The 25530-nt window shown below is 70.9% G+C and carries 21 protein-coding genes; 3 read left to right on the forward strand and 18 right to left on the reverse strand.

Annotated elements, in window-relative coordinates:
• Positions 1-12: 12 nt before the first annotated feature.
• Entirely contained in the window at positions 13-1110 is a 1098-nt protein-coding gene (dapC, locus tag ACZ66Z_RS07270; RefSeq protein WP_469932999.1) for a succinyldiaminopimelate transaminase, read from the reverse strand.
• A gap of 82 nt (positions 1111-1192) precedes the next feature.
• Positions 1193-1513 (reverse strand): ferredoxin, encoded by a 321-nt coding sequence (gene fdxA / locus ACZ66Z_RS07275; protein WP_015035968.1) that lies wholly within the window; start codon positions 1511-1513, stop codon positions 1193-1195.
• 112 nt (positions 1514-1625) lie between these two features.
• Between fdxA and ACZ66Z_RS07280 the strand changes: the two genes are divergently transcribed.
• Positions 1626-2636 (forward strand): GNAT family N-acetyltransferase, encoded by a 1011-nt coding sequence (locus ACZ66Z_RS07280; RefSeq protein ID WP_469933000.1) that lies wholly within the window; start codon positions 1626-1628, stop codon positions 2634-2636.
• A complete protein-coding gene (locus ACZ66Z_RS07285; protein WP_469933001.1) occupies positions 2633-3520 on the forward strand; it encodes a transglutaminase family protein in 888 nt (295 codons plus the stop codon). The genes ACZ66Z_RS07280 and ACZ66Z_RS07285 overlap by 4 nt, the downstream gene beginning before the upstream one ends.
• Before the next feature lie 102 nt (positions 3521-3622).
• On the opposite strand, the gene ACZ66Z_RS07290 is transcribed toward ACZ66Z_RS07285, so the two are convergent.
• From ACZ66Z_RS07290 to ACZ66Z_RS07305, 4 genes are all read right to left on the reverse strand, one after another.
• Positions 3623-5824, reverse strand: coding sequence for a peptidoglycan binding domain-containing protein (locus ACZ66Z_RS07290; RefSeq protein ID WP_469933002.1), 2202 nt, complete (start codon positions 5822-5824; stop codon positions 3623-3625).
• Positions 5825-6000: 176 nt separating this feature from the next.
• On the reverse strand, positions 6001-6384 hold the full coding sequence (locus ACZ66Z_RS07295) for a DUF6113 family protein (protein WP_469933003.1): 384 nt from the start codon (positions 6382-6384) through the stop codon (positions 6001-6003).
• Positions 6381-7271 carry an N-acetyl-1-D-myo-inositol-2-amino-2-deoxy-alpha-D-glucopyranoside deacetylase gene (gene mshB, locus ACZ66Z_RS07300; RefSeq protein ID WP_469933004.1) on the reverse strand — a complete coding sequence of 297 codons (891 nt, stop codon included), beginning with the start codon at positions 7269-7271 and terminating at the stop codon, positions 6381-6383. The genes ACZ66Z_RS07295 and mshB overlap by 4 nt, the downstream gene beginning before the upstream one ends.
• A gap of 25 nt (positions 7272-7296) precedes the next feature.
• Positions 7297-7491, reverse strand: a complete 195-nt coding sequence (locus ACZ66Z_RS07305; protein ID WP_053640878.1) for a hypothetical protein — start codon at positions 7489-7491, stop codon at positions 7297-7299.
• A gap of 177 nt (positions 7492-7668) precedes the next feature.
• Here ACZ66Z_RS07305 and ACZ66Z_RS07310 point away from each other — a divergent pair, with 177 nt between their 5' ends.
• Complete coding sequence (locus tag ACZ66Z_RS07310) at positions 7669-9837, forward strand: S9 family peptidase (RefSeq protein ID WP_469933005.1); 2169 nt, start codon at positions 7669-7671, stop codon at positions 9835-9837.
• A gap of 55 nt (positions 9838-9892) precedes the next feature.
• Here the strand turns inward: ACZ66Z_RS07310 and ACZ66Z_RS07315 are convergent, their stop codons facing one another.
• From ACZ66Z_RS07315 to typA, 12 genes are all read right to left on the reverse strand, one after another.
• Complete coding sequence (locus ACZ66Z_RS07315) at positions 9893-10825, reverse strand: hypothetical protein (protein WP_469933006.1); 933 nt, start codon at positions 10823-10825, stop codon at positions 9893-9895.
• Between the two features lie 259 nt (positions 10826-11084).
• Positions 11085-12128 carry an ABC transporter ATP-binding protein gene (locus ACZ66Z_RS07320; protein ID WP_469933007.1) on the reverse strand — a complete coding sequence of 348 codons (1044 nt, stop codon included), beginning with the start codon at positions 12126-12128 and terminating at the stop codon, positions 11085-11087.
• Positions 12121-13104: an ABC transporter ATP-binding protein gene (locus ACZ66Z_RS07325; RefSeq protein WP_469933008.1), complete on the reverse strand. Its 984-nt coding sequence runs from the start codon at positions 13102-13104 to the stop codon at positions 12121-12123. The genes ACZ66Z_RS07320 and ACZ66Z_RS07325 overlap by 8 nt, the downstream gene beginning before the upstream one ends.
• A gap of 6 nt (positions 13105-13110) precedes the next feature.
• A complete protein-coding gene (locus tag ACZ66Z_RS07330; protein WP_469933009.1) occupies positions 13111-14106 on the reverse strand; it encodes an ABC transporter permease in 996 nt (331 codons plus the stop codon).
• Positions 14099-15022 carry an ABC transporter permease gene (locus ACZ66Z_RS07335; RefSeq protein WP_469933010.1) on the reverse strand — a complete coding sequence of 308 codons (924 nt, stop codon included), beginning with the start codon at positions 15020-15022 and terminating at the stop codon, positions 14099-14101. The genes ACZ66Z_RS07330 and ACZ66Z_RS07335 overlap by 8 nt, the downstream gene beginning before the upstream one ends.
• A 92-nt stretch (positions 15023-15114) precedes the next feature.
• On the reverse strand, positions 15115-16746 hold the full coding sequence (locus tag ACZ66Z_RS07340; protein ID WP_469933011.1) for a peptide ABC transporter substrate-binding protein: 1632 nt from the start codon (positions 16744-16746) through the stop codon (positions 15115-15117).
• A gap of 308 nt (positions 16747-17054) precedes the next feature.
• Positions 17055-18143: an ABC transporter ATP-binding protein gene (locus ACZ66Z_RS07345; RefSeq protein ID WP_469933012.1), complete on the reverse strand. Its 1089-nt coding sequence runs from the start codon at positions 18141-18143 to the stop codon at positions 17055-17057.
• On the reverse strand, positions 18136-19191 hold the full coding sequence (locus ACZ66Z_RS07350) for an ABC transporter ATP-binding protein (RefSeq protein ID WP_469933013.1): 1056 nt from the start codon (positions 19189-19191) through the stop codon (positions 18136-18138). Before ACZ66Z_RS07350 ends, ACZ66Z_RS07345 begins: the two co-directional genes overlap by 8 nt.
• A 14-nt stretch (positions 19192-19205) precedes the next feature.
• On the reverse strand, positions 19206-20159 hold the full coding sequence (locus ACZ66Z_RS07355; RefSeq protein ID WP_469933014.1) for an ABC transporter permease: 954 nt from the start codon (positions 20157-20159) through the stop codon (positions 19206-19208).
• Positions 20152-21084 carry an ABC transporter permease gene (locus ACZ66Z_RS07360; RefSeq protein WP_469933198.1) on the reverse strand — a complete coding sequence of 311 codons (933 nt, stop codon included), beginning with the start codon at positions 21082-21084 and terminating at the stop codon, positions 20152-20154. Before ACZ66Z_RS07360 ends, ACZ66Z_RS07355 begins: the two co-directional genes overlap by 8 nt.
• A gap of 170 nt (positions 21085-21254) precedes the next feature.
• Positions 21255-22895, reverse strand: coding sequence for a peptide ABC transporter substrate-binding protein (locus tag ACZ66Z_RS07365; RefSeq protein WP_469933015.1), 1641 nt, complete (start codon positions 22893-22895; stop codon positions 21255-21257).
• A 479-nt stretch (positions 22896-23374) separates the two neighbouring features.
• Positions 23375-25276, reverse strand: a complete 1902-nt coding sequence (gene typA, locus ACZ66Z_RS07370; RefSeq protein WP_469933016.1) for a translational GTPase TypA — start codon at positions 25274-25276, stop codon at positions 23375-23377.
• Positions 25277-25530 lie beyond the last annotated feature (254 nt).

Here is a 25530-nt window from a genome sequence, read left to right on the forward strand (position 1 = left end):
GTCCCCCGGGCGTCAGCCCAGGCGCTTGACCGCGGCCTCGACCCGCTCGTCCGTCGCCGTGAACGCCACCCGCACAAACCGCTCCCCGGCCTCGCCGTAGAAGTCGCCGGGCGCCACCAGGATGCCCTTCTCCGCCAGGTACGCCACCGTCTCCCAGCACGGCTCGTCCCGGGTCGCCCACAGGTACAGGCTCGCCTCGCTGTGCTCGATCCGGAAGCCGTGCGCCTCCAGGGCCGCCCGCAGCGCCGCCCGCCGGGCCGCGTACCGCTCCCGCTGCTCGGCCACGTGCGCGTCGTCGCCGAGCGCCGCGACCGTCGCCGCCTGCACCGGGGCGGCGGTCATCATGCCGCCGTGCTTGCGGATCTGGAGCAGCTCGCCCAGGACGGCCGCGTCGCCCGCGACGAACGCGGCCCGGTAGCCCGCCAGGTTGGAGCGCTTGGACAGCGAGTGGACCGCGACGATCCCCTCGTACGAACCGCCGCAGACGTCCGGGTGCAGGACCGAGACGGGGTCGGCCTCCCAGCCCAGCTCCAGGTAGCACTCGTCGGAGAGGACGAGGATCCCGTGCTCGCGCGCCCAGGCCACGATCCGGGTCAGCTCGTCCGCGGCGAGGACCTTGCCGGTCGGGTTGGACGGGGAGTTGAGCCAGAGGAGCCTGACCGCGGCCGGGTCGAGGTCGGCGACCGGATCGTCGTACACGACGGGCGTGGCGCCGCAGAGCCGCGCCCCCACCTCGTACGTCGGGTACGCGAGCCGCGGGTAGGCGACCACGTCGCCCGCGCCGAGCCCCAGCTGCGTCGGCAGCCAGGCCACCAGCTCCTTGGAGCCGACCACCGGGAGCACGTTCTCGTGGGCGAGGTCCACCGCGCCCAGGCGCCGCCCGCACCAGCCGGTGAGCGCGTCCCGCAGTTCCTTCGTGCCCCACACCGTGGGATAGCCCGGCGAGTCGGCGGCCGCGACCAGGGCCTCCCGGATCAGCGCGGGGACCGGGTCCACGGGCGTGCCGACGGACAGGTCCACGATTCCGTCCGGGTGCGTCAGGGCCGTCTTCTTGTACGGCTCCAGCTTGTCCCAGGGGAAGACGGGAAGGCGCGAAGAGACTGCGCTCACGGGTTGGCTCACTTCCTCGTACGTACGGAAAACGCTTCGGTCCCGTACGGCGGCGGGGCCGTACGGGACCGAGGGCGAAGGATCAGCCGTTCTGCGGCGGCAGGGCGGCGATGAAGGGGTGGTCGCGCTCGATCTCGCCGAGCTTGGAGGCGCCACCGGGCGAACCGAGCTCGTCGAAGAACTCGACGTTCGCCTTGTAGTAGTCCTTCCACTCCTCCGGGGTGTCGTCCTCGTAGAAGATCGCCTCGACCGGGCAGACCGGCTCACAGGCCCCGCAGTCGACGCATTCGTCCGGGTGGATGTACAAGGACCGCTTGCCCTCGTAGATGCAGTCGACGGGGCACTCCTCGATGCACGCCTTGTCCTTGACGTCGACACAAGGCTGCGCGATGACGTAGGTCACGCTGTCGTTCCTCCTCGATAGGGCTGGTCTGCGCGGGAGCGCGGCGTCGTCGATGCCCGCACCTAGTATCTCCGTTCTTGGGGGCGATCCGAACAGGAGGGGCGGAGAAGCTGTGGAAATCACCGGCGGAGGACGTCTTGAAGTGCGCATCACCAGCGCTGACGTGGGAAAACGTGTCTCCGTTCGGTACGTGACGGACTCGGCGGAACCGGGTGAGAAGTTCACCGACGCGGTCGGAGTTCTCACATCATGGGACAACCGTGTGCTGCTGATCACACGAAAGAGCGGCGAGGGCGTCCGGATCCCGGAATCCGCGCTGGCCGCGGGGAAGGTCGTCCCGGCCGCGCCCGCCCGCCGTCGCGGCCCCTCCGCCACCTTCGCGGAGCTCGCCCGCGCCACCGCGCGCGCGTGGCAGCCGGTGGAGAGCGAGGCCCTCGGCGAGTGGACCCTGCGGGCCTCCGACGGATTCACCCGGCGCGCCAACTCGGTCCTCGCCCTCGGTGATCCGGGGCTGCCCGTCGCCGAGGCCCTGACGCACGCGCGCGCGTGGTACGCGGCCCGGAGGCTCCCCGCGTACGTCCAGGCCGCCACCGGCGCCGAGGGGACCCAGGAGCTGCTCTGCGCCGCCCTCGACCGGCACGGCTGGCGGCGCGAGGCCTCCGCCGAGGTGCGGATCGGGGCGCTGGCCCCGATCGGCGACCTGGACGCCGACGTCTCCGCCGTACGCCTCTCCCGGGCGGTCGACGAGGACTGGCTGCGCCGCTACCGGCGCTTCTCCGGTGACGAGGAGGCGGGACCGGCCGTCCGGTCCGTCCTCGCGTCCGGACCGAGCGTGTGGTTCGCGGCCGTCGCGGGCACGGAAGGGACACCGGCGGCGATCGGACGCTGTGTGGTCGACGGCCGCTGGGCCGGCTTCATGGCGGTCGAGGTCGACCCCGAACAGCGCCGCCGGGGCCTGGCGACGTCGGTCATGACGGCGCTCGCCCGGCGGGCGCTCGACGAGGGCGCGTCGGCGGCCTGGCTCCAGGTGGAGACGGACAACGACGCCGCGCGGGAGCTGTACGACGGGATGGGCTTCGCGCCCCACCACCACTACCACCACTACCGATGGGTCGAGGCGTGACGGAGGACGTACCACCACCGGACGGCCCCCCGGACGGCCCGGCGGGCGCGTCCGGGGAGGTGGGCCGGGACGACTGGCGGCGGGAGTTCGCCGAGGAGGCCCGCGCCGAACGGCCCGACCTCGCCCGGCTCTGCCTGCTGATCGGCGCGGTGGCCGATCCCGCCGTCACCCGACGCGACCTCGACGAGGCCGAGATCGAACTCGACCGGCTCGCCGGGCTCGTCCCGTACGCGACCCGGATCACCGGCGACTGGGCCGCCGAACTGGCCGCGCTCCTCGGCCGGCACGAGGGCTTCGAGGGCGTGCCGGCCGACTACCAGCGCCTGGAGTCCTCGCTGCTGCACGAGGTGCTCCGGCGCCGCCGGGGCCTGCCCATCCTGCTCTCCGTCGTCTGGATGGAGGTGGCCCGCCGGGCCGGCGCCCCCGTGTACGGGCTCGGACTGCCCGGCCACTTCGTCGTCGGCTTCGGCGACCCGGCCGACCTCCACCTCGCCGACCCGTTCGCGGGCGGCCGGGCGATGACGGGCGCGGACGCCGAGCTCCTGGTGGCGAGCGCGACGGGCGAGGCGCTCGACCGCTCGATGCTCCGCCCCGCCGAGCCCGGCGCGGTCGTCCTGAGGATCCTCAACAACATCCGCGCCTGGGCGGCCCCCCGCCCCGAGCGCTCCGACGTGGCCCTGTGGGCCGTGGAGCTCGCCCTGCTGCTCCCCTCCCACCCGGCGAGGCTCCGCTACGAGCGGGCCGAGCTGCTCGTCCAGCGCGGGGACTTCCTCACGGGGGCGGTGGAGATGGAGGCGTACGCCCAGATCATGGACGCGGTGGACCCGGAGTCGGCGACGACGATCCGCCGACGGGCCCAGGCGGCGCGGGCACTGCTCAACTGAGGCCCGGCACGCGGCCGCCCGGGTCCCGCCCGGCGCGCCGGCCGCACGCGCGAGCCCCCGTCCCTGCGCGGGACGGGGGCTCGGGGCGGGAGCGGGGGAGGATCAGCCCTCGCCGCTCAGGTCGATCGTCTTCGTGCGCTCCGCGAGGGTCTTGCCCCTCAGCGCGTCGCGCATCACGAAGGCCACGTCGTCGGCGGAGACCTGGTGCTTCGTGCCGTCGCCCTTGGTGATCGTGACGCCGTCGAAGGCGCCGTCGAGGAGCCGCTCGATCGCCTTCTTGTCGTAGACCTCGACCAGTCGGCCGTCGACGGCCTTCATGGAGAGGATCTGCGGCAGCGACCGCGCCGGGCCGAAGTCGATGTGCCTGCCGCCCGCCTGGATCCTGATCAGGCCGGACATGGCGGGCGTCGCGAACTCCTTCATGGCCCGGTCCAGCTCGGCCTTGGTGACCGTCGGACGGCGGGTGGTGACCGGCAGCTCGACCAGCGTGTTCCGGCCGGTCTCGACCTGGGCGCGGAAGGCGTCCTGGACGGAGATCATCGAACGCTGGACGTCCAGGCCCTTGCCGGGCCTGCCCTCCACCGGGGTCACCTTGTTCGGGGCGAAGAGGATCGTGCCCTCGCTCGCCGACGCGGAGGTGCCGGCCAGGTCCGTCAGGGCGACGGCGAGCTTCTCCTTGTCGACGGGGAACACCGGCTGCGCGACCCGCTCGCCGCCGAAGAGGGAGCCGATGACCGAGACTGGGTTGTAGTCGCTGCCGGCCGCGGCGCGGACGGTCTCCTGGCTGTCGAGCGCCAGGCCCGCCTTGTCCGGGGCCAGCTGGACCTTCTTGCCGCCGACGCCGAGCTGGAGCGGGGTGGTGGCCCGCTTGCCGAACACCGCGTCCAGCTTGTCGACGGCCTCCTCCTTCGTGCCGCCGCCGATGTCCACACCGAGCACCGTGGTGCCCTTGGGGACGTCGGAGTGGTTGAGGAGCAGTCCCGCGCCGTAGGCGACGCCGGCGAGGCCCAGGACTCCGGCGGCGACGAGGACCAGCTTGGAGCGGCCCTTCTTCGCCGGGGCGCGGTCGGCCGCCGGTGCCGGGCGCGGCGCCGGGGCGGGGGCCGGGCCCGTCCGCTCCTCGATGCGCGGGGTCAGGTTCGGGCGGGCCGCCGTCGGCGGGACCACGGGGATGCCGCTGGTGAGCGTGTCCCCGGAGATGTGCGCGCCGTTGTCGCCCGTCGCTCCCGGTCCGGGCCCGGGGGCCGGGGCGGGCTGCTGGGGCGTCAGGATCGCGGTGTCGTCGGACATGCGGGGCGCGCCGCCGCCGGGGAACGGGGAGCCCGCGCCCTGGTCGCCGCCGAAGGGACGGGGCGCGGTGGCGGCGCCGCCGAAGGAGGCGGTGCCGGTGACCGGTCCCGTGGTGGGGCCGGTGGGCGCCGCAGGAGCGCCGGGAGCGCCCTGACCGCCCGGGCCCCGGTGGGCGGGAGCACCGGCGGCCGGGGCGCCGTCGTACAGGGGCGTACCGGCGGCGGGCGTCCCGTCGTACATCGGGGAGCCCCCGGCAGGGGTCCCGTCGTACAGGGGCGTACCGGCGGCGGGCGTGCCCTCGTACATCGGCGTACCGGCGGCGGGCGTCCCGTCGTACATCGGGGTGCCCCCGGCAGGGGTGCCGTCGTACATCGGCGTACCGCCCGCCGGTGTGCCGCTCTCGTACAGCGGGTTGCCCGGCTGGGTCGGGGCGGGTGCGGCGACCGGGCGGCTCGACGGGGTGGTGCCGACCGTCGGGACGCCCGAGGTCGCCGAGCCCGCGAAGCCCGTGCCCGGGGCGTCCGGCCCGGCGGGCGCCGGGGCGGGCTTGGCCACCGGCGCGGGCGCGGGCGCGGGAGACGGGCTGGGGGCCGCCGCCTTGCGGGGGGCGAACCAGTCGCTCGTCTCCTTCGCCTTCGGCGCCTGCGGGGCCTCCTCGGCCGCCCGCGGGGGCTCCGGGGCCGGGGCCACCGGCTCGGGCTCCGGTTCCGGCTGCGCGACGGGCTCGGGGTCCGGGGCGGACGTCTCGTTGACCGTCTTGCGGACCACGACCGGCGGGATCGGACGCGAACCCGGGATGTTGATCCGGATCCGGGTCGTCAGCGTCGTCTCGGTCTTGGGCTCCTCCGGCGGGGCGGGCGCGACGGCGCCCTCCTCCGACGCGTCCTGCGTGGGGTGGAGCGACGGATACTGGCGGGATCCGTACGGCGGGGTACCCGAGGGGTACGCGGCTCCCCCGCGCCCCTGGGCGCCGGAGGACGAACTGTCAGTCTCTCGACCAGTTTCACGACTCAAAGCAGGATCTCCCGGTTGGCTCCACCGCCCGCTCTTGCTGATGCTCGTGTTGACCCGGGCGGTTCGGCGGCGCGCACCACCATACTGAACGCCGCCGACTCATACCCGACCCCCGGGCGGAGGACGACGGGCAATCCGGCCGAAGTCAGGGCGACCCCGACCTCAAGTCGTGCTGTTCACGGGGCCGGTCGCGACATCCGGGGCAGAGTGGCGCACATCACAGCGAGCGCCATGCCTCCGAAGAGGAAGAGCAGCTCGCCGACGCCTCCGCCGAACACGCCGTCGCCCTCGGGGCGTCCGAGGCTGAGCAGGATGACGGCCACGAGCCAGCCGCCCGCGGCGGAAACGACGCCGACCTGGGTGCCGGTGGCGCGGAGCCCTCCGTAGAAGAGGCCGGCGGTGGCGAGGAGGGCGAGGAGCAAGCCGCCGGGGAGCCAGGCGGCTTGGACGAGGGCCCCGGCGGTGCCGACGAGGGCGCCGAGGACGAGCAGGGCGGCGTACGAGGCGTACCGGACGCCCGGGGAGGGCGTCGGGGAGGGCGTCGGGGTGGTGGTGCTCACGGGGTCACCCCCGCGAAGAGGTCCGTCTCGCGCTCGCCCTCGGGGGCGCCCGACGTGCCCTGGACCAGTTCGTAGTACTCGGTGGTGAAGATCGGCTGGGCGAGGTCGTTGGAGAGGGCGAAGAAGGGGCCGTCGACGGCGACTTGGGTGGCGTGGGCCGCCATGGCGGCGCGCTTGCGGGCGGTGTGCGCGGGGTCGGCGGCGATCTCGGCGGTGATCCGGTCCTCGTCGACGACGCCGGGGACGTCCTCGACGGCGGCGACGGCCGGGAAGGCGGAGCCCTCGGCGCGGAGCCGGGCGAATCCGGCCTCGGCGACGGGGCGCGGGACGCGGTTCCAGTAGATCTTGGCGATCGTGTGGGCCGGTCCGAGGTCGGGGCGGTAGTCCGGGTCGGCGGCGAGTTCGGCGGCGCGGGTGGCGACCCGGTGGGCCTGGATGTGGTCGGGGTGGCCGTAGCCGCCGTCGGGGTCGTAGGTGACGAGGACCTGCGGGCGGGTCTCGCGGATGACCTCGACGAGGTGGGGCGCGGCGGTGTCGACGTCGGTGTTCCAGAAGGCGCCCGCGCGCTCGTTCTGCTCGGCGCCCATCATTCCGGAGTCGCGGAAGCGGCCGGGGCCGCCGAGGAAGCGGTGGTCGGTGACGCCCAGCTCGGCCATCGCGGCGGCGAGTTCGCCGACGCGGTGCGGACCGAGCCGGTCCTCCCGGTCGGGGGCCAGGTGGGCGAGGTCGGGCGGGATGACCTCGCCCTCCTCGCCGAGCGTGCAGGTGACGAGGGTGACGAGGGCGCCCTCGGCCGCGTACCTGGCCATGGTGGCGCCGTTGTTGATCGACTCGTCGTCCGGGTGCGCGTGCACGAGCAGCAGACGGCGGGCGGGGAGATCGGACATGCCCCCACCCTACGAGGTCAGGCCGTCAGAACTTGAGGCCGCCGATCATGCCCGCCACGTTGGTCGTGAGGGTGCTGATGGAGGGGGCGATGGAGGAGCTCGCCAGGTAGAAGCCCAGGAGCGCGCAGATCGCCGCATGTCCAGCCTTCAGCCCGGATTTCCGGATCAGCAGGAAGACGACGATCGCCAGCAGCACCACCACGGAGATCGAGAGTGCCACGGCGGTTCACCTCCACCTTCGGTCGGATATTCGAGCGGTTCGGTCGATCAGCATGTGCCAGAGGGCATGTCAGTCCGATGCATACCCACCTAGCGCTACGGATCATAACTATCCGTGCGGCCGCATCGATCGGCGGACGGAGGCACGAGGGGGGCGCACGGCGCTAGTTTCAGCCGCATGACCTTGTCTTCGCAGCAGTCGGCCACACCCTCGGCCGGTCTCTCCTTCCCCCGTCAGCACGCCCGAACCCAGCGGTTCGGCCTGGGGGTTCCGCGCGGTTTCTCGGTCTCCCCGGACGGGGAGCGCGTGGCGTTCGTCAGATCCGGTTCGGGGACGGACCGTTCGCACCTGCTCTGGGTGCTGGACCTGCCCCGGGACGGCGAGCCCGGAGAGCGGGTCGCCGCCGACCCGGTGGCGCTGCTCGCGGGCGCGGAGGAGGAGTTGTCGCCGCAGGAGCGGGCGCGCCGGGAGCGGAGCCGGGAGGGCTCGGCGGGCATCGTGGCGTACGCGGTGGACGCGGCCGTGGAGTCGGCGGCGTTCGCGTTGTCGGGGCGGTTGTTCACGGTGGGGCTGCGGGCGGGGACGGCGCGGGAGCTCGCGGTGCCGGGGCCGGTGATCGACCCCCGCCCCTCGCCGGACGGGCGGTTCGTGGCGTACGTGGCGGAGGGCGCCCTGCGGGTGGTGGGCGCGGACGGCTCGGGCGACCGGGCGCTGGCCGTGCCGGAGGACGAGCACGTCTCCTACGGATTGGCCGAATTCATCGCTTCGGAGGAGATGGGGCGGCAGCGCGGTCACTGGTGGTCGCCCGCCTCGGACCGGCTGCTCGTGGCGCGGGCGGACGACCGGGCGGTGCGGCGCTGGTGGATCGCGGACCCGGCGCATCCGGAGCGGGAGCCGCAGCGGGTGGGGTACCCGGCGGCGGGGACGGCCAACGCGGAGGTGCGGCTGTTCCTGACGGGCCTGGACGGGTCCCGTACGGAGGTGGTGTGGGACCGGGAGCGGTGTCCGTACCTGGCGCGGGTGCACTGGTCGGCGGCCGGGGCGCCGTTGCTGCTCGTGCAGACGCGGGACCAGCGGGAGCAGCTGTTCCTGGCGGTGGACCCGGAGTCGGGCAGGACCGCGACCGTACGGGCGGAGGCGGATCCGGCGTGGCTGGAGCTGTACCACGGGGTTCCGGCGTGGGGGCCGGGCGGGGGGCTCGTCCGGATCACCGACGAGGGCGGGGCGCGGGTCCTGGCCGTCGGGGAGGAGGCGTGGACGGACGCGGGGCTGCACGTCCGGGCGGTGCTCGACGTGGGGGCGGACGACGTCCTCGTGTCGGCCTCGGCGGGTGGGGCGGCGGCGGCGCCGGAGACCGGCGAGATCCATGTGTACCGGGTGACCGGGCGGGGCGCGGAGCGGCTCACGCGGCTGTCGGACGGCCCCGGCGTGCACGGCGCGGTGCGCGCGGGGGCGGTGACCGTCCTGGTGTCGGCGCGGCCGGAGGAGCCGGGGAGCGTGGCGCGGGTGCTGCGGGACGGCGAGCCGGTCGCGGTGGTGGCCTCGTACGCCCAGCGGCCGGTGATCTCCGCCCGGGTGCGGCTGACGGAGGCGGGGGCGCGGCGGATCCCGTGCGCGGTGCTGCTGCCCTCGGGGTACGAGGAGGGGGACGGGCCGCTGCCGGTCCTGCTGGACCCGTACGGCGGTCCGCACGGGCAGCGGGTGCTGGCTGCGCACAACCCGCACCTGACCTCGCAGTGGTTCGCCGACCAGGGCTTCGCGGTGGTCGTGGCGGACGGGCGGGGCACGCCGGGCCGTTCGCCCGCCTGGGAGAAGTCGGTCGCGCGGGACTTCGGGGTGACGCTCGACGACCAGGTGGAGGCGCTGCGGGCGCTGGCCGGAAGCCTCCCGCTCGACCTGGACCGGGTGGCGGTCCGCGGCTGGTCGTACGGCGGCTATCTGGCGGCCCGGGCGGTGCTCCAACGGCCCGACGTCTTCCACGCGGCCGTGGTCGGGGCGCCGGTGACGGACTGGCGGCTGTACGACACGCACTACACCGAGCGGTACCTCGGCACCCCGCAGGACGATCCGGAGGCGTACGCGGCGCAGTCGCTGCTGACCGACGACGGGCTGACGGCGCCGGAGGAGCCGGCCCGGCCGATGATGGTCGTCCACGGTCTCGCCGACGACAACGTGGTGGTGGGACACGCGCTGCGGCTGTCGTCGGCGCTGCTCGCGGCGGGCCGGCCGCACGAGGTGCTGCCGCTGTCCGGGGTGACGCACATGACGCCGCAGGAGCAGGTGGCGGAGAACCTGCTGCTGCTCCAGGTGGACTTCCTGAAGCGGTCGCTCGGCATCACGCGGTAGGGCCCGCCCTCCGTGCCGGGCCCCGCGGGGCCCGGCACGGAGGGCGGGTCCCGCGTCACCAGCCGGGCGGCGTCGGGTGGGGCGGGGCCGGGGGCCGCGCCCCGGCCGCCGGGTGCGGTCCGGGCGCGGCGGGGGCGCCGCGCCCGGCCAGGAGCACGAGCACCGCGAGGCCGGCGAGGAGCTCGAAGGCGGAGGTGAGGACGTCCGCCGGGCCCGGGGCGGTGAGGCTCCCGAGGTGGACGAGGGTCTCGTACCGCACGGCGCGGGCGACCGCGCCGAGGCCGCCCGCCGTCAGGAGCAGCGCGGCGAGGAGCCCGAACGCCCGCGCGTGGCGGGCCCGTGCGAAGCAGGAGGCGGCGGCCGTGCCGCACAGCCCTGCGGCGATCAGCGACAGCCAGCCCGGCGGGGGCGCGAGGGCGGGCCCGACGACGGACCGGCCGCCGGTGAACCGGTCGACGGTGACCTCGGAAGGCAGTTCGCCGGCCCAGTACAGCTCCCACAGGACGAGGAGGAGCGCGGCGACCGCGAGGAGGGTCCCGGCGGCGACGGCGGGACCGGTCCGGGGCCGGGTGGGCCGCTCGTGCGGGGCGTCCGCGGGGCGGCGGCCGACGGCGGCGGCGAGGACGAGTCCGGCGCCGAGGGCCAGTTCGAGGAGGGCGGTGACGAGGGCTCCGTTCCCGGCCGCCCAGAGCCCGGGGAGGCGCAGGGCGAGGGTGACCGCCCCGGTGGCGGCGAGGGCGGAGGCCGCGTGCCGGGAGCGGAGCGCGGCGACGGCGGTGGCGGCGCAGGCGGCGAGGAGCACGGGGTCGAGCAGGGAGGTGGCGGACCGTCCCCGGGTCGGTAAGCGGTGGTCCCCGGCCCAGTACCAGCCGAGGTCGGCGGGCGAGCCGAGCACGGCGAGGTCCTGGAGGATCCACACGGCGGCGATGAGGGCGAGCGCGGCGCAGAGCGCGGCGCCGGTGAGACGTGCCGGTCGTGTCACAGTCACGGTCCCGATACTCACCGTCGCGACCGGCGGGGACAAGCGGTTCCGCGTGAACACCGGACGAGCGGTTCCGGGTGCACGTGGAACGAGCGGTTTCGGGTGGGTGCGGAACGAGCGGTTTCGGACGGGCCGAGAAGGGGCGGCGCGCGGCCGGCCGGGGCGGCCGCGGTGCGCCCGGGCCGGCTCACGGCGCCCGCGCGGGCCGTGAGCCGGTGCCCCCGTCCCGTCCGCGCATCGGATCCGTTCCCGTGGAGTCGCCCGGTCAGGGCGTTTCGGGCGTCTCCGGCGGGACGACCTGCTTCTCCTCGGCGAAGTGGCAGGCGGAGTCGTGTTTCGCGGGACTGTCCGTGAGGCGGAAGAAGGCCGGGACGGCGAGGGGCGGGACCTCCAGGGCACAGCGTTCCTGGGCCTTCCAGCAGCGGGTACGGAAGCGGCAGCCGGAGGGGATGGCGGCCGGGGAGGGGACGTCGCCGGTGAGGATGATCCGCTCGCGGTGGGCGCGCGCCTCGGGGTCGGGGACGGGCACGGCGGAGAGCAGCGCCTGGGTGTAGGGGTGGGTGGGGTGGTCGTAGATCTGGGCGTCGGTGCCGATCTCGACGATCTTGCCGAGGTACATGACGCCGACGCGGTCGGAGATGTGCCGGACGATCGACAGGTCGTGGGCGATGAAGACGTACGACAGGGAGAACTCGGTCTGCAGGTTGTCGAGGAGGTTGACGACCTGCGCCTGGACGGAGACGTCGAGCGCGGAGACCGGCTCGTCCGCGACGATGATCTCGGGCTGGAGGGCGAGGCCGCGGGCGATGCCGATGCGCTGGCGCTGGCCGCCGGAGAACTGGTGCGGGTACCGGTTGATGTACTCGGGGTTGAGGCCGACGACGTCCAGGAGGTCCTGGACCTTGCGGCGCCGGTCGCCCTTGGGCGCGACCTCGGGGTGGATCTCGTACGGCTCGCCGATGATGTCGCCGACGGTCATGCGCGGGTTGAGCGAGGTGTACGGGTCCTGGAAGACCATCTGGATGTTGCGGCGGACGGACTTCAGGGCGCGCGGGGAGAGCGTGGTGACGTCCTCGCCCTTGTAGCGGATGGTCCCGGAGGTCGGCCGTTCCAGGTTGACCAGCATCTTGGCGACGGTGGACTTGCCGCAGCCGGACTCGCCCACGATGCCGAGGGTCTCGCCGGCGGCGAGGTCGAAGTCGACGCCGTCGACCGCCTTGACGGCGCCGACCTGCTTCTTGAAGAGGACGCCCCGGGTCAGCGGGTAGTGCTTGTGGAGGTCCCGGACTTCGAGAATCGCCTCAGCCATGGAGGCACTCCTTCCAGAAGTGGCAGGCGCTGGCGCGCGGCACCGGGGACTCGGTCACGTCGTACAGCGGCGGCACGTCGGTGCGGCACCGGTCCCGGGCGAGCGGACAGCGCGGGTTGAAGGAGCAGCCGGGCGGGATGGCGAGGAGGTTGGGCGGCAGGCCCTTGATGGCGTAGAGCTCCTGGCCCTTCTGGTCGAGGCGCGGGATGGAGTCGAGCAGGCCCCGGGTGTAGGGGTGGGCGGGCGCCTTGTAGATCTCGTGCACGGGTGCCTGTTCGACGATCTTCCCCGCGTACATGACGGCGATCTTGTCGGCGACGTCGGCGACGACGCCGAGGTCGTGGGTGATGAGGATGAGGCCCATGTGGAGCTCGCGCTGGAGCTCGGCGAGGAGCTCCATGACCTGGGCCTGGACGGTGACGTCGAGGGCGGTGGTGGGCTCGTCGGCGATGATCAGCTCGGGTTCGAGGGCGAGCGCCATCGCGATCATGATGCGCTGGCGCATGCCGCCGGAGAACTGGTGGGGGTACTGGCCGACGCGTTCCTTGGCGGCGGGGATGCGGACCCGGTCCATCAGCTCGACGGCCTTGGTCCTGGAGTCCTTGCGGGACATCCCCTTGTGGACCTGGAACATCTCGCCGAGCTGGTCGCCGACGCTGAGGACGGGGTTGAGGGAGGACAGCGCGTCCTGGAAGATCATCGCCATCTTGGCGCCGCGGACCTTGCGCCGCTCCTCCTCCTTGAGCTTCAGCAGGTCCTGGCCCTGGAAGAGGATCTCGCCGCCGCTGATCCTCCCCGGCGGGACGTCGAGGATGCCCATGACGGCCTGGGCGGTGACGGACTTGCCGGAGCCGGACTCGCCGAGGACGGCGAGGGTCTCCCCCGCGTCGACGGAGTAGTCGACGCCGTTGACCGCCTTGGCCACCCCGTCCCGGGTGTGGAACTCCACGTGCAGGTCGCGCACTTCGAGCAGCATGGGTCCCTACCTCAGCTTCGGGTCGAGGGCGTCGCGCACCGCGTCGCCGAGCATGATGAACGCGAGCACGGTGATCGCGAGCGCGCCGGCGGGCCAGAGCAGCATGTGGGGCGCGTTGCGGATGTACTGCGACGCCGAGGAGATGTCGATGCCCCAGGAGACGGTCGGCGGCTTCAGTCCGACGCCGAGGTACGACAGGGTCGCCTCCAGCGCGATGTACGTGCCGAGGGCGATGGTGGCGACGACGATCACGGGGGCGACGGCGTTCGGCGTGATGTGCCGGAGCAGCATCCGGGGGTTGGAGGCGCCGAGCGCGCGGGCGGCCTGGACGTAGTCGTTCTGTTTGGCGGTGATGACCGAGCCGCGTGCGATGCGGGAGAGCTGCGGCCAGCCGAGCAGCACCATGAAGCCGATGACGGGCCAGACGGTGGAGCTGGTCACGACCGAGAGGAGCACCAGGCCGCCGAGGACGACGGGGATGGCGAAGAAGACGTCGGTGATCCGGGAGAGGACGCCGTCCCAGGCGCCGCCGAAGAAGCCGGCGAGGCCGCCGAGGACGCCGCCGAGGATCGCGACGCCGAGGGTGGCGCAGACGCCGACGGTGACGGAGGTGCGGGCGCCGTACACGACCCGGGTGTAGACGTCGCAGCCCTGGCCGTTGAAGCCGAAGGGGTGACCGGGCTGGGAGCCCTCCTGGGCCTTGGACAGGTCGCAGTCGAGGGGGTCCCCGGAGGCGATCAGCGAGGGCCAGATGGAGATGACGACCAGGAAGAGGATGACGAGCGCGGAGATGATGAAGATCGGGTTGCGGCGCAGGTCGTGCCAGGCGTCGGACCAGAGGGAGCGGGGCTTCCTTTCGGCGCCCGTCCCCTCGGGGCCGCCGGGTGTCTTCTCCAGGGTCTCCGCCTCCGCCGTGCCGAGGTCGGACGCGCCCCCGGCGCCGGTGGAGGCGATGGCGCGCCCTTCGTCGTAGGACTCAAGGGGTTCGAGCGGCTCAGGCATAGCGGATCCTCGGGTCAAGGACGGCGTACAGGAGGTCGACCAGGAGGTTGGCCAGCAGGAACACCAGGACGAGGATGGTCACGAAGCCGACGACCGTCTGGGTGTTCTGCCGGACGATGCCCTGGTAGAGCTGGTAGCCGACGCCGTGGATGTTGAAGATCCGTTCGGTGACGATGGCCCCGCCCATGAGGGCGCCGATGTCGGCGCCGATGAAGGTCACCACGGGGATGAGGCTGTTGCGCAGCAGGTGCCGGGTGACGACCCGGCGGCGCGGCAGGCCCTTGGCGACGGCCGTGCGGACGTAGTCGGCGCGCTTGTTCTCGGCGATGGAGGTCCGGGTGAGGCGCGTGACGTACGCGAGCGAGACGGAGGCGAGGACGAGGCCGGGGACGATCAGCTCGTTGAACGGTGCCTCGGGTGAGACGGCGGGTTTGATCCAGCCCCATTCGACGCCGAGGAGCAGCTGGAGCAGCAGGCCGGTGACGAAGGTCGGGACGGAGAGCACGACCAGGGTCAGCAGCAGCACCGAGGTGTCGACGGGGTGGCCGCGCTTGAGCCCGGTGACGACGCCGAGGGTGATGCCGATGACGATCTCGAAGAGGATCGCGACGATGGTGAGCCGGATGGTGACCGGGAAGGCGTTGGCCATCAGCTCGGTGACGGACTGGCCGTTGAAGGCGGTGCCGAAGTCCCCGGTGAAGACGTTGCCCATGTAGGTCAGGTATTGCTGCCAGACCGGCTTGTCGAGGCCGAACTCCTTCTCCAGCTGGGCGGCGGTGGCCGGGTCGCAGGCGCGGTCGCCGCACAGTCCGGCGACGGGGTCGCCCATCACGTTCACCATCAGGAAGATCAGCAGCGTGGCGCCGAAGAAGACCGGGATCATCTGCAGCAGCCGCCGGATCACGTATCGACCCACGGAGGCCTCCAGGAAGGGTGGGGTGCGGGACGGCGTACGGCCCGGTGCGGGGGTCCGCGGTCCGGGCCGTACGCCGCCGAACTGCTACGGCGTCAACTGACCTTGATCTGGTCGTAGACCGGAACGCTGAACGGGTTCAGGGACACGTTCGACACCCGCTCCGAGTAGCCGGCGCTGCCGTTCTGGTACCAGAGGGGGATGGCCCCCATGTCGTTCTTGAGGACCTCTTCGGCCTGCTGGAAGATCCCGACGGCCTTCGGGACGTCGGTCTCGGCGTTGGCCTGGTTGACCAGCTTGTCGAACTGGGGGTTCGTGTACTTGCCGTCGTTGGAGGAGGCGTTGGTGTAGTACAGCGGCTGGAGGAAGTTCTGGATGAGCGGGTAGTCCATCTGCCAGCCGGCCCGGAACGGACCCTTCATCTTCTGCGTGCTGACCTGGCTGCGGAAGTCGGCGAAGGTGCCGATCGGGTTGCCGACGCAGGCCTTGTTGTTGCCGAGCGCGTTGTTGATGGAGTTGCAGACCGCGTCCACCCACTCCTTGTGGGAGCCGGTGTCGGCGTTGTACGAGATCGTCATCGTGCCGCCGGGGATGCCTCCGCCCTCGGCGACCAGCTTCTTCGCCTCACCGGGGTTGTACGTGCAGGCGTCGCCGCAGATGTTTTTGAAGCCGCCGGCCTCGCCGAGGACCGGGGAGGTCCAGTCGACGGCGGGGGTGCGGGTCTTCTGGAAGATCGTCTCGGTGATCTGCTTCCGGTCGATCGCCATGGACAGGCCCGTGCGGAGCTTCTCCTGCCCGGGCTTGTTCCAGGCGGGGTCGTAGAACGGGAACGACAGGGTCTGGATGATGCCGGCGGGGGTGTTGATGTAGCGGTCCCCGAGGTCGGCGGAGACGTTCTTGAGCTGGGAGGCGGGGATGTCGTCGACGAGGTCGAGGTTGCCGGCCGTCAGGTCCGTGTAGGCGGTGTTGTTGTCGGTGTAGACCTTGAGGGTGATGCCGCCGTTCTGCGCCTTGTCGGGGCCCGGGTAGGCGTCCCACTTCTTGAGGGCCATCTGGGAGCCCTTGGAGTAGGAGTCGATCGTGTACGGGCCGTTGCCGATCGGCTTGCTGAGCCAGCCGGCGTGATCGGTGTAGAAGGCCTGGGGCAGCGGGGCGAAGGCCGCGTAGCCGAGGGTGTCGGGGAAGGTCGAGAACTTCTGGGTCAGCTTGACCGTGAAGGTCTGGTCGCCGGTGACCTTGAGTCCGGACAGGGTCGTGGCCGTCGGCGCTCCCGAGTCGGGGTGGACCTTGTCGTAGCCCTCGATGTAGCCGAAGAAGTAGGCGCCCTTCTGGTTGTTCTTCAGGTTCGCGCCGTAGTTCCACGCGTCGACGAAGGACTTCGCGGTGACCTTCTCGCCGTTGGAGAAGGTCCACCCGGTCTTGACCGTGATGGTGAAGTTGATCGAGTCGGTGGTGTCGATCTTCTCGGCGAGCATGTCCTTGGCCTCGCCGGTCTTCGGGTCGTACTGCTTGAGCCCGCGGAAGATCATGGACAGGACCTTGCCGCCCTGGACCTCGTTGGTGTTGGCGGGCTCCAGCGGGTTCTGCGGGTCGCCCCACGAGGAGCTCACGATGCCGTCGGCCCCACCGCCACCGCCGCCGCTGTCGCCGCCACCGCCACAGGCCGTCGCCGCGAGGGCGACGGCGGTGGCCAGTGCGGCCCACTTGGCGTGCGTGGCTCCGCGCATGGAGTGCCTCCCGTTGGTCTTCACAAGACTTAGGCCCTCATACCACCGCAACCCGGACGGGGTCGCATCTCGGCGACAGCTGTCCGGGTTGCGGCCGGTTCGGCCGGTCGAGGAAGGCCACGTCCCCGTGGCTGCTCCCCCGGGCGCAGACGTCGCCCGGGGGAGCGGCGTGGAGGGCGGCGCCGTCGCCCCGGGTGCCGGAGTGCGGGCGTACGGGCGCCCCGGCAACGCGAGAGGCCCCCGCACCCTGGTGGGTGCGGGGGCCTCTCGGGCTCCGGGCGGGCCGGACCGGACGGCGTGCCGGTGCGTCAGTGCACCGGGACGACCTGCTTCTCCTCGGCGAAGTGGCACGCCGAGGAGTGGGCGGCCGGGGTGTCCTGGCCCTTGAAGCGCTCCGGGACCGCGAGGAGTGGAACCTCCTGCGCGCACTTCTCCTGCGCCTTCCAGCAGCGGGTGCGGAAGCTGCAGCCCGACGGCGGGTTGGCCGGCGAGGGGACGTCACCGGTGAGGATGATCCGCTCGCGGTGCGCGCGGGCCTCCGGGTCCGGCACCGGCACCGCGGAGAGCAGCGCCTGCGTGTACGGGTGCGTCGGGTGCTCGTAGATCTGCTCGTCCGTACCGATCTCGGCCATCTTGCCGAGGTACATGACGCCGACGCGGTCGGAGATGTGCCGGACGATCGACAGGTCGTGCGCGATGAAGAGGTAGGACAGGTTGAACTCGTCCTGCAGCTTCCCCATCAGGTTGATGACCTGCGCCTGGACGGAGACGTCCAGGGCCGAGACCGGCTCGTCGCAGATGATGATCTCCGGGTTGAGCGCGAGGCCGCGGGCGATGCCGATGCGCTGGCGCTGACCGCCGGAGAACTGGTGCGGGTACCGGTTGATGTACTCCGGGTTCAGACCGACGACGTCGAGCAGCTCCTGCACCTTGCGGCGCCGGTCGCCCTTCGGGGCCACCTCGGGGTGGATGTCGAAGGGCTCGCCGATGATGTCGCCGACCGTCATGCGCGGGTTCAGCGAGGTGTACGGGTCCTGGAAGACCATCTGGATGTTGCGGCGGACGGCCTTCAGCGCGCGCCCGGACAGCTTGGTGATGTCCTGGCCCTTGTAGAAGACCTCGCCGGCGGTGGCCCGCTCCAGGTTCATCAGGAGCTTGGCGACCGTGGACTTGCCGCAGCCGGACTCGCCCACGATGCCGAGGGTCTCGCCCTGGAAGAGGTCGAAGGAGACCCCGTCCACGGCCTTGACCGCGCCGACCTGCTTCTTGAAGAGGATGCCCTGCGTCAGCGGGAAGTGCTTCTTCAGGCCCCGCACCTGGAGGATCGGTTCGCCGCGGCCCACAGGGGCGTCGAGGGCGGCCTCCACGGCCTCGTCGGTCTTGCTGAGGTCAGCCATGGATCGTCTCCTTCCAGAAGTGGCAGGCGCTCTTACGGCCCGGGAGATCCGCGCCGTCCTGCTCGGTGACCGGCACCAGGGCCGGGATCTCCGTGCGGCAGATGTCCTCGGCCTTGGGGCATCGCGGGTTGAAGGCGCAGCCGGTGGGCACCTTGAGCAGGTTGGGCGGCAGGCCCTTGATCGCGTAGAGCTCCTGGCCCTTCTGGTCGAGGCGCGGGATCGAGTCCAGCAGACCGCGGGTGTACGGGTGGGCCGGGCGCTTGTACAGCTCGTGCACCGGCGCCTGCTCGACGATCCGGCCGGCGTACATCACGGCGATCTTGTCCGCGACGTCGGCGACGACGCCGAGGTCGTGGGTGATCAGGATCAGACCCATGTTGTATTCCTGCTGGAGCTCCGCGAGGAGGTCCATGACCTGGGCCTGGACGGTCACGTCGAGAGCCGTGGTGGGCTCGTCGGCGATGATCAGGTCCGGCTCCAGGGCGAGCGCCATGGCGATCATGATGCGCTGGCGCATGCCGCCGGAGAACTGGTGGGGGTAGTCGGAGACCCGCGCCTTGGCGGCGGGGATCTTGACCTTGTCCATCAGCTCGACGGCCTTGGCCTTGGCGTCCTTCTTGGACATGCCGTGGTGCACCCGGAACATCTCGCCGAGCTGGTAACCGACGGTGAGGACCGGGTTGAGGGAGGACAGCGCGTCCTGGAAGATCATCGCGATCTTCCGGCCGCGGATCTTCCGGCGGTCCTCCTCGGACATCTTCAGCATGTCCTCGCCGCGGAACAGGATCTCGCCCTGCGGGATCTTGCCGGGCGGCATGTCGAGGATGCCCATGACGGCCTGGGCCGTGACGGACTTGCCGGAGCCGGACTCACCGAGGACGGCGAGGGTCTCGCCGGCGTTCACCGAGTAGTTGACGCCGTTGACCGCCTTGGCCACACCGTCGCGGGTGTGGAACTCGACGTGCAGGTCCTTGACTTCGAGCAGCGGACCCGTGTGGTCGCCGCCGCGCGGCGCCGGGACGGCCGCGGTCTTGTCGATGATGCTCATCTGTTACGCCCTCCTCAGCGCAGCTTGGGGTCGAGGGCGTTGCGGACGGCTTCGCCGAGCATGATGAACGCCAGAACGGTGAGGCTCAGCATGATCGAGGGCCACAGCAGGACGTGCGGGGCGACTCGGATCTGGGCGACACCCGCGGAGATGTCGACACCCCACGAGACGGTCGGGGCGGCGAGGCCCAGACCCAGGAAGGACAGGGTGGCCTCGGCCGAGATGTAGCCGCCGAGCGCGATGGTCGCGACGACGATCACGGGAGCCATGGCGTTCGGCAGGATGTGCTTGAACAGGATCCGGACGGTGCCGGCGCCGAGCGCCTTCGCCGCGTGGACGTAGTCGGCCTGCTTGACCGTGATCACGGCACCGCGCATGACGCGGGTGATCTGGGTCCAGCCGAGGAACGCGAGGGCGAAGACGACGACCCAGACGGTCCGGTCGACGAAGGACTGCAGGACGACCATGGCGCCGAGCAGGAACGGGATGCCGAAGAAGACGTCGGTGAGCCGGGAGAGCACCGCGTCGACCCAGCCGCCGAAGTAGCCCGAGATCATGCCCATGACGCCGCCGACGACGGTGACGATCGCGGTGACGGCGATGCCGACGGTGACCGAGGCACGCGTGCCGTGGATCAGACGGGCGTAGACCGAGCGGCCCTGGCCGTCGTAGCCCAGCCACTCGGGCGAGCCGATCTTGCCCAGCTCGGGCTTGCTCAGGAAGTGGTGGACCAGGTCACCGGCGGTCGGCGACGCGCTGGTGAAGAGGGACGGCCACGCCGAGATCAGCAGCAGCAGCGCGATCAGCACCGACGAGATGATGAAGTACGGGTTGCGGCGCAGGTCGGCCCAGGCGTCGCCCCAGAGGCTGCGGGCCTTGTCCTGCTTGGCAGCCGGCGCCGGGCCCACGGTGGGCGGGGCGATGGCGTCCTCGACGGCCGCGGCAGCGGTCTTGGTCACGTCAGGCATACCGGATCCTCGGGTCCAGGACCGCGTACAGCAGGTCGATGAGCAGGCTGGTGACGAGGTAGACGATCACCAGGATGGTGACGAGGCCCACCAGGGTCGAACCCTCACGCCGGGAGATCGACTCGGCGATGACGCCGCCGATGCCGTGGATGTTGAAGATCGCCTCGGTGACGACCGCACCGCCCATGAGGGCGCCGATGTCGGTGCCGAGGAAGGTGACCACGGGGATCATCGAGTTGCGCATCAGGTGGACGCCGATGACCCGTCGCTTCGGCAGGCCCTTGGCGACGGCCGTGCGCATGTAGTCGGCGCGCAGGTTCTCCGCCATGGAGGTACGGGTGAGCCGTGCCACGTAGGCGAGGGAGAGACCGCCGAGGACGATGGCCGGGGCGATCATCTCGCCCAGGGTCGGCTCGGTGCTGACGTTCGGTGCGATCCAGCCCAGGTTGAAGGCGAACACCATCTTGATGATGTAGCCGAGGACGAAGACCGGGATCGAGATGATCAGCAGGGTGAAGATCAGGATCAGGTTGTCGGCCAGGCGGCCGGCGCGCAGACCGCCGATGATGCCCAGGCCGATGCCGAAGACCAGCTCGATGGCGAACGCGAGGGCCGCCAGCTGAAGGGTGATGGGGAACGCGTCGCCGAGCACTTCCGTGACCGGAAGGCCGTTGCGGATCTGGGTACCGAAGTCCTGGTGCCAGATCATGTCCCACATGTACGTGACGTACTGCTCCCACTGCGGCCTGTCGAGACCCAGCTCGTGGCGCTTCGCGGCGAGCGTCGCCGGATCGGCGCCCTTGTCGCCGAACATCGCCAGCACGGGGTCACCGGGCAGGCTGTGCACCATGAGGAAGATCAGCAGGGTTGTCCCGAGGAATACCGGGATCATCTGGAGCAGTCGTCGTGCGACATAACGCCCCATCATGCCTCCGTTGAGATGTGACAGCGCAACCGACGGGCCCTCCCCCGACACCGTGCCCGGATCCGGGCACGGTGATGTCGTGGAAGGGCCCCCCAGCCGCTGCGTAAGGCACCGAGACGGGACTGACGATCCGTCAGTCCCGTGACGGCGTGCGGACTACGCTTGGGTGATTACTTCTTGACCTCGACGCCGGTCAGGATCGGGTCGCCGTCCTGACCGTAGGCGACACCCGAAACCTTCTCGGAGAAGCCCGCGTTGACCTTGTAGTACCAGAGCGGGATGGACGGCATGTAGTTCTTGAGGTCCTTCTCGATCGCCTGGTACGCCTTGACGGACTCGTCAAGGGTCGTGGCGGAGTCGGCCTTCGCGATCTTGGCGTCCAGCTCCTTGTTGGAGAAGTCGCCCTGGTTGCCGCCCGCACCCGTGCGGAACAGGTCCGAGATGAAGTTGGCGTTCACCGGGTAGTCGAGCACCCAGCCGGAGCGGTAGAGCGACTTGACCTGCTTGGTCTTGCGGGCGGTCAGGTCGGCCTGGAAGTCCGGCTTGCCGTCGCCGACGCACTGGACGCTGGTGGCCTGCTGGATGGAGTTGCAGACGGCGTCCACCCACTCCTTGTGGCCGCCATCGGCGTTGTACTGGATCGAGATCTTGTTGTTCGGGACGCCGCCGCCGGCCTTGATGAGGGCCTTGGCCTGGGTCGGGTCGTACTTGGTGACGCCGGCGCCACCGTCCTCCTGGAAGCCCAGGACGCCCTTCGCGACCCAGCCGGTCGCGGGCTCACGCGTGCCGTTCAGCACCGTCTTGGTGATGGTGGCGCGGTCGATCGCCATGGACAGACCCTGGATGACGCGCGGGTCGATCTGCTTCGGCTTCTTCCACTGGTCCGAGTAGAAGGCGACGGCGATGGTCTGGATCGCGGAGTACGGCTGGTCCACGGCGCGGTCGCCGAGGTCCTGGCGGTAGACCGGGAGGTCCTTCGGCGCGATCTGACGCAGGACGTCGACGTTGCCGGACTTCAGGTCCTCGTACGCGGCCTCGAGGGTGGTGTAGTTCTTGAAGACCACACCGCCGTTCTTCGCCTTGTTCGGGCCCTTGTAGCCGTCGAACCGGGTGATCTCGATCTTCTTCTTGTGGTCCCAGCTCTTGAACTTGTAGGGACCGTTGCCGACCGGCTTCTGGCCGCCGGCGACCGGGTCCTTGTAGAAGGAGGCCGGGAGCGGGGCGAAGACGATGTAGGCGAGCTTGTGGCCGAAGTACGGAACGGCCTTCGAGAGCTCGATGGTGAAGGTGTTCTCGTCGACGACCTTCAGGCCCTCGAGCTTGTCGGCGGTCTGCTTCGCGCCCTCGGCGTCCGGGTGGACCTTGTCGAAGCCCTTGATGTCCGCGAACCAGGACGCGAGGCCCTGGGCGTTCTTCAGGCTGGCGTTCCAGTTCCACGCGTCCACGTAGGACTTGGAGGTGACCGGGGTGCCGTCGTGGAAGGTCCAGCCCGGCTTGAGCTTGACGGTCCACGTCTTCGAGTCCGTCGTGGTGACCGACTCGGCGTTGATCATCTGCAGGGAGCCGTCGGCCTTGTAGTCGACCAGGGTCGAGAACAGGCCGGCCATGACGGCGGAGCCGTTGGACTCCATCGTGTCACCGGTGAGCAGGGGCTTCTCAGGCTCGCCCAGCTCGATGGAGAAGATTCCGTTCGGGTCAACAGCGCCCTTGGCGTCGCTGCCGCCGTCGCTCTTACCCCCGCCACAGGCGGTCGCAGCAAGGGCGACGATGATCGCGCCCGTTACCCACTTGGCGCTCTTGGCACCGCGCATGGGTTCCTCCTCATGAGTCCACTTTGTCACTACAAGAGGGGCACTCCGAGTTTCGCCGACACCCCTGACGGCTTTGGACTCAAGTGCCCCGAGTGTGCTCGTGAGTCGGCACTCCCCACAGTGCGTGACCCATTGACCCGAGCTCAATGGAGCCAACTATTAAGTACGTCCGGGCTGTAAACCACACTTAAGCGGTCTCGTTTTGACAACATCGCCAGGCGCCGAGTGACCGAAATCCGGACAAACTGAGCACAGACAGACACGCCCGAAACGGACTGTTAACACACGTACCGGAGAGCGATCGCCGATATGCGGACACCCGGGCTCCGAAATGGAGTTGACGGAACTTGACGAAAAGCCCGGACCCCCACAGTGCCTGTGGGGGTCCGGGCTCCGGTGCTGACGTCGTGTCAACCACGAGTGGAGTGGATCACAGAAGCATGATCTACCCCGTCGTCATCGGCCGCATGCGGCCTCGTTCAGCCGTTCTTGGCGCGGGAGGCGGAACGACCGCGCTCCTTCTGGTCCAGGACGACCTTGCGGATGCGCACGGCCTCCGGGGTGACCTCGACGCACTCGTCGTCGCGGCAGAACTCCAGGGACTGCTCCAGGGAGAGCTTGCGCGGCGGGACGATCGCCTCGAAGGAGTCGGCGGAGGAGGAGCGCATGTTGGTGAGCTTCTTCTCCTTGGTGATGTTCACGTCCATGTCGTCGGAGCGGGAGTTCTCACCGACGATCATGCCCTCGTACACCTCGGTGCCCGGGTCCACGAAGAGGACGCCGCGCTCCTGGAGGTTGGTCATCGCGAAGGCGGTGACCGCACCGGCGCGGTCGGCGACCAGCGAACCGTTGTTGCGGGTCGTCAGGGTGCCGAACCACGGCTCGTGGCCCTCGTGGATCGAGTGGGCGATGCCCGTACCGCGGGTGTTGGTGAGGAACTCCGTACGGAAGCCGATGAGACCACGGGACGGAACGACGAACTCCATGCGGACCCAGCCGGAGCCGTGGTTCGACATGTTGTCCATGCGGCCCTTGCGGACGCCCATGAGCTGCGTGACCGCGCCCATGTGCTCCTCGGGGACGTCGACGGTGAGGCGCTCGACGGGCTCGTGGATCTTGCCGTCGACCTCCTTGGTGACGACCTGCGGCTTGCCGATGGTGAGCTCGAAGCCCTCGCGGCGCATCTGCTCGACCAGGATGGCGAGCGCGAGCTCACCACGACCCTGGACCTCCCAGGCGTCCGGGCGCTCGGTGTCGAGGACGCGGAGCGAGACGTTGCCGATGAGCTCGCGGTCCAGGCGGTCCTTCACCTGACGGGCGGTGACCTTGCGGTCCTTCACGGCCGCCTTGGCGTCGGCGCCCTTGCCGGTGCCGCCACGGCCGACGAGCGGCGAGGTGTTGGTGCCGATGGTCATGGAGATGGCCGGCTGGTCGACCGTGATCAGCGGCAGCGCGATCGGGTTCTCCGGGTCGGCCAGGGTCTCGCCGATCATGATGTCGGGGATGCCGGCGACGGCGCAGATGTCACCGGGGCCGGCGACCTCGGCCGGCTTGCGGGTGAGCGCCTCGGTCATCATCAGCTCGGTGATGCGGACGTTGGAGATCGTGCCGTCCCGCTTGATCCACGCGACCGTCTGACCCTTGCGCAGCTCGCCCTGCTCGACGCGGAGCAGCGCGATGCGGCCGAGGAAGTTGTCGGCGTCGAGGTTGGTGACGTGGGCCTGGAGCGGCGCCTCCTCGTCGTACGCCGGGGCCGGGACGTGCTCCAGGATGGTGGAGAAGAAGGGCTCCAGGTTCTCGGAGTCCTGCGGGACCGTGCCGTCCGCCGGCTTGGTCAGCGAGGCGATGCCGTCGCGGCCGCAGGCGTAGACGATCGGGAACTCGATCTGGTCCTCGTCCGCGTCCAGGTCGAGGAAGAGGTCGTAGGTCTCGTTGACGACCTCGTCGATCCGGGAGTCCGGGCGGTCCGTCTTGTTGATGCAGAGGATGACGGGCTTGCGCTGCTGGAGGGCCTTGCGCAGCACGAACCGGGTCTGCGGGAGCGGACCCTCGGAGGCGTCCACCAGGAGGACGACGGCGTCGACCATCGACAGACCGCGCTCGACCTCGCCACCGAAGTCGGCGTGGCCGGGGGTGTCGATGATGTTGATGGTGATCGGGGCGCCGCCGTCCTTGGGGTGATACTTCACCGCCGTGTTCTTGGCGAGGATCGTGATGCCCTTCTCACGCTCCAGGTCGTTCGAGTCCATCATGCGGTCGTCGAGCTGCTGGTGGGCGGCGAAGGCACCGGCCTGCTTGAGCATGGCGTCGACGATGGTCGTCTTGCCGTGGTCGACGTGGGCGACGATGGCGACGTTACGGATGTCGTGGCGCGTGGGCATGGGTGCTTGCGCTTCTCTCGGATCGTGGGATGCGGCGTCAGTTCCTCGTACGCCCGCCGGGCGGACGCGCCACGGCTATGTCCCATGGTACGGGGCTGCCGTGCAAGGGGCTTCCCCGGCCAAGATCCGAGTGGTAATCCTGAGGGTTTTCAAGGGTGTGGGGGGGCCGTGCGGGGGGTCGTGCGACCGGGTCAAGGGGCCGACGCGATCCTGCCCGCCGGGATCACCGGCGGGCAAGGAAATTGAGCTGGTTC

This window comes from Streptomyces sp. NPDC107498 (genome assembly GCF_055582805.1).